This window comes from Sulfolobus sp. A20, assembly GCF_001719125.1.
GTDB lineage: Archaea > Thermoproteota > Thermoprotei_A > Sulfolobales > Sulfolobaceae > Saccharolobus.
The window spans coordinates 1,328,707-1,340,662 of record NZ_CP017006.1 but is presented as its reverse complement, the minus strand read 5'-3'; the positions used below and the strand labels follow the sequence as shown (position 1 = coordinate 1,340,662).

Sequence of the window (11,956 nt, the reverse complement as noted above, 5' to 3'; positions counted from 1 at the left end):
ATAATGAGGAAGGACTACATAATAAAAAGAGGTATATACTATGTTATTATTTGGTTTATCGGAATCTCTTTGGATTTCATACTTCCTAGGCTTATTCCAGGGAACGTTCTGGGTACTATAATATATGGAAGAATAGGAGGTAATCTTTCTGCATATGGGCAAAACGTCCAGCAAGAAATTGAGACATTGGTACAACAACTAGGTTTATCCCAATATTATCATACTCCACTTTATATACAATATTTCGACTTCTTAAAGGACATAATAAGATTAAATTTTGGACCCTCGTTGACTGAGTTCCCCATCTCAGTAGGTAAAATAATCGCAGAGGCTGCTCCATGGACATTCATGATTGTAATACCAGCGGTGGTCGCAGCTTTCTTCATAGGTAATCTATTGGGTAGATCAGCAGCCTTACATAGGGGAGGCATTAGAGATTACGTAATTCTAGGTGGTACCATGTTCTTATATACTTTCCCGGTGTTTGTGACAGGGGAAATCTTAATAGAATTTCTGGCAGTAGATCTTCATATTTTCCCTACCGGCGGGCAATACAATACATTTATATTTCTAAAGCCTACATTTTCACTACCTTTTATATGGTCCGTTATATATCATGCCATATTACCAGTTTTAACCCTAGTGTTGTTTTCACTTGCAGGGTGGATAATAGGCATGAGAAATAATATGATTCCTATATTGCAAGAGGATTATATGAATTATTATAGGTTAATGGGTGTTCCGGAAAGAGTAATTTCGAGTAAAGCATACAGATTAGCCTTATTACCTAATTTTACCAGTTTTTCAATCGCCTTAGGATATTCCGTTTTAGGGGCTGTAGCTATAGAGTATTTGTTTAATTATGCTGGACTAGGATATTTCTTCAATCAAGCGATTACGGGTCTTGATTATCCGTTATTAAATGGAATATTTTTTATGTTAGTAACTGCTATGGTGTTAAGCAATTTCGTAGCGGATATAATTTATGGAATCATAGATCCTAGAACAAGTAAAGAGGAAACTGAGGGAGAGTAAAATGAGAAGGTTTAAAATAAATAAATATAGTCCGTTTTACAGCTTATTACAAGGCATTTGGGAACAGAAAGTTGCTAGGGTAGGGATGTACATCTTATTAGCAATAATAATATTTTGTTTAATAGGGGTTTTTTGGACTCCTTATAATCCTAATTCTACGCAATTCCCTAGGGATCTTCCTCCTTCACCTAAACATTGGTTAGGAACTGATGATTATGGACATGATGTGTTTTCTCAACTATTAGTTGGAGGTTTCCCAGTTATAGGAGTAGGCTTACTTACGGGCTTGATAGGAACTCTTATTTCAATTTTTATAGGTATATCTGCTGGATTATATGCTGATACGTTAGTGGACAGAATATTAAGTGGTATTACACAAATATTCTTAGTAATACCAGGCATATTAATTATTGAACTAATAGGGGCTTACTTAGGAGCTGAGCAGATAAAGTTAGGTTATATCACGATTTTAATAGCTTTATCTACTACAGGCTGGGCGTGGGGGGCTAGAGTTCTCAGATCGTTAGTTTTACCGTTGAGGAGAAGGGAATATATACTGTCTTCAGAGCTTATAGGAGAATCTAAACTTAGCATAGTTGTTAGACAAATAATACCAAACAATTTACCCTTTATAGCTTCTAATTTCTTCTTCACTGCAATTTACGGAATAGCTGGATTCACTTTTATATATTATTTTGGTTTAGGAAGCTTAACTCAAGTAAATTGGGGAACATTGCTCTATTGGTCACTGGGAGGAGAAGCTTATTTAAGAGGTTTATGGTGGTGGTACATTCCACCTGGATTGATGATAGGTTTGGTTGCCCTCTCGTTCGCATTGATAAATATTGGGATCGATCGGGTAGCTAATCCTAGATTAAGGGTAGATAATAAGAAGTATAAGAAGATGTTAAGTGAAATTAAGAAAAGAAGAAAGGAGGAGGAGGTTATAGAATGGACGAAGTAAGTATATCAGTAAAAAACTTGAGTGTAGGCTATTTATCAGATTATGGACTCATTAGAGTGTTGAGGAACGTAAGTATAGATATTCCTAGAAATAAAATAACTGGCATAGCTGGGGAATCTGGTTCTGGTAAATCTACTCTAGCTACTGCTGTAATGGGATTCGTCAGCCCTCCAATGATAGTAGAGTCCGGTGATGTGATAATAAACGAAAAATACAAAATATTTAATTTAGATGATATTGAATTAAACCAGATTAGAGGTAAGATAATCTCCTATGTTCCTCAAGCTGCCCAAAACTCTCTAAATCCAATACGAAAGGTAAAGGAAACCTTTGCTGATATACTTAAGTCGAAAGGGATGGATTACTACAATAATCTAAGCATGATTTACAAAGCTTTAGAGGACGTTGGTCTTTCTGATAAGCAAATATTAGATATGTACCCGTTCCAGCTTTCTGGAGGTATGAAACAAAGGGTTGTAATAGCAATTTCACTTCTTCTGAATCCTGAAATAGTTATAATGGATGAGCCAACTACTGGCTTAGATGTAGTAGTTCAGTATGAAATACTCAGACTTATAAAGAAGCTGCAAAAAGAGAGAAATTTAACTTTAGTTATTATAAGCCATGATATCGCAATGCTATTTCAAATATCTGACTACATAGCGGTTATGTATGGAGGTCAAATAGTAGAATATGGCAAATACAACACGTTACTCGAAGAAGCTTATCATCCTTATACTTACCTTTTACTTAATAGTATACCTACGATTAGAGCTAGGGGTAAAAAGTTGCCTAGGATTTCAGGTGATTTTGAAGGATTTATAAGGTATCCTAAAGGATGTGTATTTTCGTATCGGTGCCCCTTCGCGACAATAACTTGTAAGGATAGTCAGCCTGAGACAGTTAAATATGATTCTTTCGGGTATTATAAATGTCATAGATATCCAGAGTGGAGAAATGAGGTGAAAAAGGCTTATGAGTAAATTAATAGAATTAATCCACATATATAAGGATTTTATAGTAAGAAAAAATATATTTCAAAAAGAGCATAGACCAGGCATATGGGACGTAAATATGGAAATTAGAAGCAATGAGATAGTAGGCATGGTTGGAGGGAGCGGGGGTGGTAAGACAGTAATTGCGTGGATGATAGTAGGCTTGTTAAAGCCCACTAAAGGACAAATAATCTATCATCCGATGAATTTAGATGTTGTTAGGATGAACAAGAAACAATTGAAAAAATATAGAGCTGAGGTTCAACTAGTCTTTCAAGATCCGTATTCCTCATTAGACCCTGCTCACACAGTGAGATGGCACTTGGAAAGACCACTAAAGATCTATGGCTACGAGGGTGATATGGATGAGAAAATAAAAGAGTTATTAAAAGAAGTAGCTCTCACTCCCCCATCAGATTTCTTAGATAAGTATCCCTTTCAATTATCTGGAGGACAAAGACAAAGAGTATATTTGGCAAGAGTACTAGCACTTAACCCTAAGGTTATAATTGCGGATGAGCCAGTATCTAATGTTGATGCCTCAATTAGGGCATCTCTACTAGAATTATTTAAGCAGTTAAGAGATGAAAAAGGTATATCAATTATGTATATAACTCACGACATAGCTACAATAGGTTACGTAGCAGATAGGGTTTATGTAGTAAAACAAGGTAGAATAGTGGATGAAGGTGATGTAGAAACTGTATTATCCCATCCTAAAGACGAGTATACTAGGTTACTTATAGAGTCCGTCCCAGATCCTTACAAAAGAATTGAATGATTAGATTAATTTTTTATTGATAAAAAAGAATCACTATTTTGGAAGATGTTTATGAAAAGAAGATATTTAGCGTTAATTGCAATTATCTTATTCCTAACTTTCACAATATTAGTATACATAAAATTTAGTATCATTAACTCAAATGTAAAAATTCACGAAATATTTCTTTTATACAACAACTCTGATATGTCAATAAATTGTGTGTATCCTTATGGATATGGATATCAAATTAAACAATTATATTCTAATAACGTTTCGATATTTATTTCCCCATATCTTTGGAATTATAGGATGGCTGAAGGGTTCATTAATCTAACTTATATTAAAGATTATGGGCTTAGACTAATAGTTAATTTAACAAGTTTTAAGAAAATAAATCCAAATATAGATGTAGATGGTTACCCCGGAATCATGTACGGTCAAGAGTATTGGTTTCCATTTCAAGGTAAAACAGCAGAATCGCAATGGTTAGAGTTACCTATCAATGTAACTACCACCCCTAAGATATATTCCTTGTTAAATTATACTATATGGGATGAAAATGGTACTATTGATGACTTCTCATATGATATATGGTTAAGTCAAAATCCTAATATTAGTAATCTACAATTTCCAGATATTGAATTAATGATTTGGTTGTATCATGAAAGTAATATAACATCACCCTTCTTCATTAAAGAAGGCAACGTTACTGTTACGATCGAAGTAAACGGGACTAAGGAAAATGACACTTTTCTAGTATACGTTTTACCGCATACCGGTTCTGCCTCAGGATGGATAGGGGTATATTACCTTAGTGAGAAAAACTTAGAGGGTGAAGTAGAAATTCCCTTAAATTTCTTTCTAAACAACGAATTCTTTTTTATAAATAAAGTTTTTCCTCAAATATATGAAAAAACATTCTATTTAGATGCTATACAAATTGGTATGGAATTCAATGATAACCACGGTAATGCTCAAATGGGATTTAATTTATATTCATGGGATCTCACTATTATTGATGAATGACTTTCTAATTATCATGACTAATTTCAATTATATATATTTATGCGAGTAATAAAATTTATATATACGTAATAAGAAATGTATACGCAGTGGTGTAAGTTGAAAGAAAACTCTAAAGTAAATCTTAGTAAGATGCTACTATCTACAATCTTCACTTTATTACTACTAGCTAGTGCAGGCGTCTTTATTAGACCGGTAACTTCTCAACAGTCATCGTCATTTCAACCTGAGGGAAGTATAACCTTATTGCCATCACCCGGTATTGTATGGCAGGATGACTTTAACCCATGGAATTATCCTGCTTTGCCCGGTGGGCTAATATGGTTCATTTATGAGCCTCTGGCACTAGTTAATTATCTTAACGGACAAGTTATACCTTGGCTGGCAACCAATTGGACGTGGATAAACACTTATTATTACGTAAATAGCTCTGGGCATTTAATCCAAGTACCTACTCATGGACTTATTTTTAAACTTAGGCAAGGGGTATACTTCAATAATGGAGACCCATTCAATGCAACTGCCGTATGGTATACAGTAGCGTTAGAACAAGCTTATCCTCAATTAGGCTATTTAGCTGGTAACGTAGCTAACATGACCATAATAAATCCGTACGAGATTGAGATAGTGTTCAAGAACACTACTTCTCCACTAATCCTCTATACTGCCTTAGAGCAATTCATTGTTGATCCAAATCAATGGGGTAAGGTATTTCCAGTTGAGCAATTTCCAAACGGAAGTTACATAGGGTTAAACAAGACTGGAAATCCATATACATACGAGCTGACTGATCCTATCGGAACTGGTCCCTACATGCTTTACAGCTTCAGTCCTCAAGAGATAGTCTTAGTTGCTAATCCACACTACTGGATGCCCGGAGAACCTAGAATAAAGTACTTATTATATCCCTCATATCCTAGTAACGTACAAGCTGATACTGCCTTAAATAATGGACAAGTGACTTGGGGAGGAGTATTTGAACCAGATATACAGCAAGACTTCGTGGCTAAAAATCCACAGTATTATCATTACTACTTTGCACCAAGCGTACCCGTGATGCTGACCATAAACGATTTGAAATGGCCATTATCGGATCCAGTATTAAGACAAGCTATTAGTCTAGCAATAAATAGAACTGCACTGTATTATTTAGCAGAGTATGGATATGAGCCTCCAGCAGAAACTCCATTACCTTTACCACCTCAACAATTATCAGTCTTAAACTCTTCAGTACTTCAGCTAGCAGAACAATTTGCACCTCCTTATGGTAATGTTACAGCAGCATTACAACTATTAGAAAGTCACGGCTATCATTTAAACTCACAAGGTCAGTTAGTTGCGCCTAACGGGTCAGTAATTCCTCCTCTAACAATAATTACAGTTGCAGGCTGGACTGATTGGGACGCTCAGATAAGCCTAATATCTCAAGAGTTGAAACAAATAGGATTAACAGTGGAAGTCGAAACTCCACCCTTTACTGTATGGTTTAGCAATATGGAGTCCGGTACTTATGATTTAGGATTAATGTGGGAGTTGATTAATGGACCTACTCCTATTGACGAATTTGAAGGTTACTTATATAATTACTGGAACTCTCCAGGCAATGTAACACCTATAGGTAATAGTACTTACTTCGATCTGAATAGACTTAACTTATCTGTTGTTCAACCAAGTTTTGAACAGTGGGTAGGATGGGCAATGGGGAACTTTAGTATAAATCCTTCTAACTACAATAAAATAATAAATAATTTAGCTTTACTTTGGATAAAATACATGCCGTCTGTTGCTACTGTTTATGCTGCTTTATGGTATGAGTATGTAAATCAAACTGTAGTAGGCTGGCCTACACAGCAAAACTATTATTGGATAGCTTCTCCATATACTGGTTTACCATCGACACCATTACCAGTTGTATTAGCACTACATTTAGTTAATCAGTCAGTGCCAGAACCTTGGTGGTATTATACCTCACAAGTACCTCAAAGTTGGTATACCTCTAACGATCCGTTCGTATATCAAGTATCTACAACCACCTCTACAACAACGACAACAAGTACAACAACAACTACCTCAGTTAGCACAACTACATCTACAAGCGTATCTACTACTACGACGACAGTTACTACAACAAGTGTTTCCACATCTATAGTTCCAACGACTGTTACTAAGAGTTCCGGAAATACGCTGCTTTATGTAGCAATAGGCGTTATAATCGTAATAATTATAATAGCTGCTGTTATATTACTGAGAAGAAGATAAAAATTAATAAAAAGTAATGTTATTTTTTATTTCGTGCTTTGTTCTATCAGATTAGAAAGTTTAAGGATTGTTTCTTCCTCAAAGTGCCTTCCAACTAACATCATTCCCACTGGTAGACCGTTAGAATAACCTACTGGGATACTCATAGCTGGATGACCAGTTACATCAAAGGGAGCAGTGTTATTGACCATACTTAGTGCCATCATCACATATTCTTGGAAGGATGGGTTCTCTTTGTATCTCATTGCCTTCATAGGAGTGGTTGGCATAATAAGTATATCATATTTCTTTAATGCTTCATCATAAGTATCCTTGAGTATATGTGATAAGTTTCTAGCTTTAGCATAATATTTGCTATTATATTTGTTTATCATAAAATATCCTAATAGAATTACTCCTTTTACTGTATTAGGCAAATCCCTTGCTTTAGCCTTTAATGCGTTTCCGAAAAATTCTGCTATCGAAGTTTCGAATAAACCCTTTCTCCCCCAACCTAATCCACTCCCTAATATCATCGTAGCCATTGCCCCTTCCATACCTATCGGCATCCATATATCCAAACCTAACCTATGCATAGGTATTGATATCTCTTCCACTTTAATTCCAAACTTTTCCAAGCTTTTTGCTGAAGTCATGACTAGTTCATCAACATCCTTCTCAGAGTTATCCCAGCCAAATCCTTCTTTTACTATTCCAACTCTTACTCCTTTCACCTCACCTTTGATTAGCTTAGAATATTCTTTTACCGGCGGATAAGGTAGACTTTCTGGCTGTCTTGGATCTAACCCATCTCTTCCAGCTATGACTTCTAAGAGTAATGCAACATTTTCAGTTGAATTAGCCATTGGTCCTAAGTGATCTAAGGTAGGCTCTATCGAAAAAGCACCAGTATAAGGAACTAAGCCATGAGTTGGTTTTAATCCATATATTCCAACCCAAGAGCTTGGTATTCTTATTGACCCTCCTTGATCTCCACCTACTCCCATTTCACAAACTCCACTTGCTATAGCAGCAGCGTTACCACTTGAGGAACCTCCAGCCATGAATTCTGGATTTCTAGGGTTTAAAACGGGTGAGGGAAATGAAGTATGACTACCTCCAGAGAAGCATAAATCTTCGCATGTGGTCCTGGCAACTATCTCTCCACCCTCATCTAGAACTCTTGTAACTACCGTTGCATCCATATCTGGAATAAATCCTTCAAGGAGTCTCGATCCATTCAGCATCGGTAATCCAGCTATCATAATGTTGTCTTTTATACATACTCTTTTCCCTTTAAGTTTGCCCTCGTCCCTACCTTTTATTCTAGCAATCCAGGCTATAGCATTATACGGGTTTTCCTCTTTACTAGGGGGTCTGCCAAAATTTCTGGGATATTTGGGTAATGGCTTAAAATCTGGCAAACTGTCTAATCTTTGATATGACCTTAATTGTATTGATATTAAAGTCTGGAAATTTCTTAACTCTTCGTCATCTAATTCTAGGTTAAATTGGTTTGAAATCTTTTTCAGCTCTTCTAATGTAGGTGTTTTGATTCCCATCACTAAAGTATTGTCCTCAAGTTTTATATCTTTTAATTAAAAAGACAGTTAAATCAAATTTCTTAAATATGAAAGATATTTTGGTAAGACTAAATCAGCATCTTCTAACTCTTGATGCCACATTTTCTCCCATTCCACTGAAACGTAATAATTATATTTATTTATCTTGAGATCATTAATTATCTTATCTATTGGAACGACTCCTTGCCCGGGAAGGGTGAAGACTCTTTTACCATTTCTGAATACAAAGTCTTTTATGTGAACTTGATATATTCTTTTCGAGATTAACGGATAAGTCTCTTCATGTTTACCTTTTGCAAAAATTACGTTCGCAGGATCATAAACAAAGCCAATGGTCTCGTTGATCTGCTTGAGCAATGCGATAATATTTTCCTTTATAGCTAAGCTGTCGTGTGTTTCCACTAAGATTTTGACGTTATAGTCTTCAGCAATTTTGCTCATTCTGTTTAACGAGTCGGCAATTCTCCCTATTATTTTAGGGTCATTAAACTCTCCGCCATACACTCTAACACCCAAAGCATTTAGTGAGTTAGCAATTTTAATTAAAATTTCTAATAATTTTTCATTTTTCTTTCTCTCATTTTCATCACTTGAACTAAATTTCGCATATCCAGCTATGTCCGAAATGGTTATCGAAGAAAGTAAATCCAATATGTCCTTGGTTAAAGGATACTCTGGTCTTAAGTGCCTTCCATCATCTGCAACTCTTAACTCTAATCCATCAAAGTTAAAATTAATAACTCTACTTACTACCTCTCCTAAGGATAAATTTGGATAGGCAAGACTAGAGAATACTACTTTCATATTATATGTTTAATAAAAAATTAGACTAAATATCTTGTATTTAACACTTTAACGGAAAAGCTTAAAATTGTACGTCTAATAGTAGACTAACATGATAAGCTTTCCTAAGAGCTTCAAGTTTGGCTGGTCTCAAGCGGGATTTCAATCAGAAATGGGAACTCCAGGTAGCGAAGATCCTAACAGTGATTGGTATGCTTGGGTTCACGATCAAGAAAACATTGCCTCTGGCTTAGTTAGTGGTGACTTTCCAGAGAATGGTCCCGGATATTGGGGAAACTATAAGATGTTCCACGATAACGCTGAGAAGATGGGATTAAAAATAGCCAGAATAGGAGTTGAATGGTCAAGGATATTTCCTAAACCATTACCTAAACCTGAAGGATTTGACGAGAATAAGAACGATGTGGTTCACGTAGAAATAAATGAAAACGTGTTGAGGAGGATGGACGAATATGCCAACAAAGATGCAATAAATCATTATAGGGAAATCTTTACTGATCTAAAGAGTAGAGGATTTCATTTCGTACTTAACATGTATCATTGGCCAATGCCATTGTGGCTACATGACCCTATTAGAGTTAGAAAAGGGGATTTAACTGGACCCATAGGTTGGTTAAGCACTAGGACAGTTTATGAGTTCGCTAGGTTTACAGCTTATGTAACGTGGAAATTGGATGATTTAGTAGATGAATATTCTACGATGAACGAACCTAACGTTGTTTTTGGTTTAGGTTACGTTGGTATAAAATCTGGATTCCCTCCGGGGTATTTAAGCTTTCAATTGGCACAGAGAGCTAGGTATAACATTATTCAAGCTCATGCGAGAGCTTACGATGCGATAAAGAGTTTAACAAAGAAAAACGTTGGAATAATATATGCTAATAGTTCGTTTCAACCCTTAACTGATTCTGATAGGGAAGCTGTAGAGATGGCTGAACATAGCGAGAGGTGGTCATTCTTTGACGCTATAATTAAAGGAGAAATCGTTAAGGATAATCAAAAAGCGGTAAGAGATGATTTACGTAATAAGCTGGATTGGATAGGAGTAAACTATTACACTAGAACCGTTGTTAAAAAGACGGAAAAAGGTTATACTGCCTTACCCGGTTATGGTCATGGATGTGAGAGGAATTCAGTTAGTTTAGCAGGATTACCAACTAGTGATTTCGGTTGGGAGTTCTTCCCAGAAGGTTTAAACGATGTTTTGACTAAGTATTGGAACAGATATCATCTTTACATGTACGTCACTGAGAATGGCATTGCCGATGATGCAGACTATCAAAGACCTTACTATCTCGTATCTCACCTCTATCAAGTTAATAGGGCAATAGATAAAGGAGTTGACGTAAGAGGATATTTGCACTGGTCGTTAGCTGATAACTACGAGTGGGCTTCAGGGTTCTCGATGAAGTTTGGTTTACTAAAGGTTGACTATTCTACTAAGAAGCAGTATTGGAGACCTTCAGCATTAGTTTATAGAGAGATTACAAAGAACCAAGGTATTCCAGATGAAATACAGCACTTAAATAGTATACCACCCGTTAAGCCATTAAGGCATTAAAGGTAGTTTTTCCAATGCCTTTAGATCCCGTGGTTAGAAAATATTTAGAAGAAGAATACTATAAGAGTAACATCTTTGACTCGAAGAAGTACACTATACAAGAAATTAGAAGAATGTTTGAGGAAAGGGCTAGAAAATATCCTAAAGAGCAGATATATAAGATTGAGGATAGGAAAATTGACTCTAACGGTTATGAGATGTCTGTGAGGATATATTATCCAGATGGGGAGAAAGGACACCCAATTATATTGTACTTTCATGGTGGAGGATGGATGATAGGAAGTATAGAGACAGAAGACAGTGCTTCTAGGATATTGACTAAAACGTGTGACTGTATCGTCATCTCAGTAGATTATAGACTAGCTCCGGAGTATAAGTTCCCTACAGCGGTTTATGATTGTTTTAACAGTATTTTGTGGGCGAAGAAAAACGCGGAAAGTATTGGAGGGGATAAAGACAAAATAGGGCTGTTTGGGGTAAGCGCTGGTGGTAATCTAGTTCTTACAAGCTCTATACTAGCAAAGCAAAAAGGTGTAAAATTAAGTGTTCAAAATGCTGTAGTTCCTGTTTTAGGACTTGACTTAACGTCTAAATCAATGATGGAATACAGAAAGGGCTTCGGTTTAGATATGGGTTTACCGATAGACTTCATGATTCGTAATTATATAAGAGATGAAAAAGATTTACTAAATCCCCTATTCTCTCCGCTCTTAGCTGAGGACTTAAGTGGGCTTCCGTACACGATAATAATTACTGCAGAATACGATCCTTTAAGAGATCAAGCTGAGGCATACGCTTACAGATTAATGGAAAGCGGTATACCTACATTAAGTGTTAGGGTGAATGGTATGATTCACTCCTTTTCTGGCTCTCCATTGGTAAGTAGGCAAGTATTAGTAATGTCTGGCGCGTTAATGAAGGATTTGTTTAATCAATAATAAGTGTTAACCAAAATAGTTTTTATCTAATGGGCTGAATTGGTGTTGATCT

Annotated in this window: 10 protein-coding genes; 8 read left to right on the top strand and 2 right to left on the bottom strand. The window is 35.9% G+C overall.

Annotated features, from left to right (window positions below):
• Nucleotides 1–3: 3 nt before the first annotated feature.
• The 6 genes from BFU36_RS07205 to BFU36_RS07180 all read left to right on the top strand — a co-directional run bounded on the left by BFU36_RS07205 (nucleotide 4) and on the right by BFU36_RS07180 (nucleotide 7,039).
• The gene (locus BFU36_RS07205) at nucleotides 4–1,035 is read left to right on the top strand and encodes an ABC transporter permease (RefSeq protein WP_069282979.1); all 1,032 of its coding nucleotides are present in this window, start codon (nucleotides 4–6) and stop codon (nucleotides 1,033–1,035) included.
• On the top strand, nucleotides 1,022–1,999 hold the full coding sequence (locus tag BFU36_RS07200; protein ID WP_409349238.1) for an ABC transporter permease: 978 nt from the start codon (nucleotides 1,022–1,024) through the stop codon (nucleotides 1,997–1,999). The genes BFU36_RS07205 and BFU36_RS07200 overlap by 14 nt, the downstream gene beginning before the upstream one ends.
• The gene (locus BFU36_RS07195) at nucleotides 1,987–2,982 is read left to right on the top strand and encodes an ABC transporter ATP-binding protein (protein WP_069282975.1); all 996 of its coding nucleotides are present in this window, start codon (nucleotides 1,987–1,989) and stop codon (nucleotides 2,980–2,982) included. The genes BFU36_RS07200 and BFU36_RS07195 overlap by 13 nt, the downstream gene beginning before the upstream one ends.
• Nucleotides 2,975–3,775 carry an ABC transporter ATP-binding protein gene (locus BFU36_RS07190; RefSeq protein ID WP_069282974.1) on the top strand — a complete coding sequence of 267 codons (801 nt, stop codon included), beginning with the start codon at nucleotides 2,975–2,977 and terminating at the stop codon, nucleotides 3,773–3,775. The genes BFU36_RS07195 and BFU36_RS07190 overlap by 8 nt, the downstream gene beginning before the upstream one ends.
• A 51-nt stretch (nucleotides 3,776–3,826) precedes the next feature.
• Nucleotides 3,827–4,783 (top strand): GH12 family glycosyl hydrolase domain-containing protein, encoded by a 957-nt coding sequence (locus BFU36_RS07185; RefSeq protein ID WP_069282973.1) that lies wholly within the window; start codon nucleotides 3,827–3,829, stop codon nucleotides 4,781–4,783.
• Nucleotides 4,784–4,858: 75 nt separating this feature from the next.
• Nucleotides 4,859–7,039 carry an ABC transporter substrate-binding protein gene (locus BFU36_RS07180; protein ID WP_185957804.1) on the top strand — a complete coding sequence of 727 codons (2,181 nt, stop codon included), beginning with the start codon at nucleotides 4,859–4,861 and terminating at the stop codon, nucleotides 7,037–7,039.
• Nucleotides 7,040–7,065: 26 nt separating this feature from the next.
• On the opposite strand, the gene BFU36_RS07175 is transcribed toward BFU36_RS07180, so the two are convergent.
• Complete coding sequence (locus tag BFU36_RS07175) at nucleotides 7,066–8,580, bottom strand: amidase (protein WP_069282972.1); 1,515 nt, start codon at nucleotides 8,578–8,580, stop codon at nucleotides 7,066–7,068.
• 48 nt (nucleotides 8,581–8,628) lie between these two features.
• Nucleotides 8,629–9,405 carry a sugar phosphate isomerase/epimerase gene (locus BFU36_RS07170; protein ID WP_069282971.1) on the bottom strand — a complete coding sequence of 259 codons (777 nt, stop codon included), beginning with the start codon at nucleotides 9,403–9,405 and terminating at the stop codon, nucleotides 8,629–8,631.
• Nucleotides 9,406–9,496: 91 nt separating this feature from the next.
• On the opposite strand from BFU36_RS07170, the gene bgaS reads away from it, so the two are divergent.
• Entirely contained in the window at nucleotides 9,497–10,966 is a 1,470-nt protein-coding gene (gene bgaS / locus BFU36_RS07165; RefSeq protein ID WP_069282969.1) for a beta-galactosidase BgaS, read from the top strand.
• Between the two features lie 14 nt (nucleotides 10,967–10,980).
• Nucleotides 10,981–11,904: an alpha/beta hydrolase gene (locus BFU36_RS07160; RefSeq protein WP_069282967.1), complete on the top strand. Its 924-nt coding sequence runs from the start codon at nucleotides 10,981–10,983 to the stop codon at nucleotides 11,902–11,904.
• Nucleotides 11,905–11,956: the final 52 nt, after the last annotated feature.

Coding starts and splice junctions, on each gene's coding strand:
- BFU36_RS07205 (WP_069282979.1), top strand. CDS start 4: ATGAGGAAGGACTACATAATAAAAAGAGGTATATACTATGTTATTATT.
- BFU36_RS07195 (WP_069282975.1), top strand. CDS start 1,987: ATGGACGAAGTAAGTATATCAGTAAAAAACTTGAGTGTAGGCTATTTA.
- BFU36_RS07190 (WP_069282974.1), top strand. CDS start 2,975: ATGAGTAAATTAATAGAATTAATCCACATATATAAGGATTTTATAGTA.
- BFU36_RS07185 (WP_069282973.1), top strand. CDS start 3,827: ATGAAAAGAAGATATTTAGCGTTAATTGCAATTATCTTATTCCTAACT.
- BFU36_RS07180 (WP_185957804.1), top strand. CDS start 4,859: ATGTATACGCAGTGGTGTAAGTTGAAAGAAAACTCTAAAGTAAATCTT.
- BFU36_RS07175 (WP_069282972.1), bottom strand. CDS start 8,580: ATGGGAATCAAAACACCTACATTAGAAGAGCTGAAAAAGATTTCAAAC.
- BFU36_RS07170 (WP_069282971.1), bottom strand. CDS start 9,405: ATGAAAGTAGTATTCTCTAGTCTTGCCTATCCAAATTTATCCTTAGGA.
- bgaS (WP_069282969.1), top strand. CDS start 9,497: ATGATAAGCTTTCCTAAGAGCTTCAAGTTTGGCTGGTCTCAAGCGGGA.
- BFU36_RS07160 (WP_069282967.1), top strand. CDS start 10,981: ATGCCTTTAGATCCCGTGGTTAGAAAATATTTAGAAGAAGAATACTAT.